Source organism: Lactobacillus sp. UMNPBX4 (assembly GCF_002554115.1).
Classification (GTDB): domain Bacteria; phylum Bacillota; class Bacilli; order Lactobacillales; family Lactobacillaceae; genus Lactobacillus; species Lactobacillus gallinarum.
The window spans coordinates 1-409 of record NZ_PCZF01000140.1; the positions used below are offsets into that span (position 1 = coordinate 1).

General features: G+C 28.6%; 1 pseudogene. It reads left to right on the forward strand.

Going from position 1 to position 409, the window contains the following annotated elements:
- Nucleotides 1–318: 318 nt before the first annotated feature.
- Nucleotides 319–409 (forward strand): annotated as a pseudogene (locus CP355_RS10870) (XRE family transcriptional regulator); the annotation flags it as partial.

Here is a 409-nt window from a genome sequence, read left to right on the forward strand (position 1 = left end):
AGGCATACCAATCCATGTTAAACTAAATTCTGTCCACAAAAAATAAACACTCGGCTTTACGAGATTAAATTTGTTAGTCAGAATTAGTTCTTCAATGGACTGATACCTCCGTTCGATATAAGATACTTATAGAATAAATGAAAAAAAGATTGAGGTCAAGTAATAGGGATGAATTTTTTTGAGAATAACCTGTAAAAAATTATGAATGCTATTTCTTTTTGATGACTATTTTTTCATTATATGGGATTTAAAAACCGTATATGGTATAATAACTTTAGGTAAGGGGTGATTAGAATGATCAACGTAGTGGAAAAATATATGAAAAATAAAGGTATTTCAATTACTGATATCTCTAAAGCATCAGGAATTAGTATGTCAACGTTGAGTAATGCTTTTAATAAACCAGTAA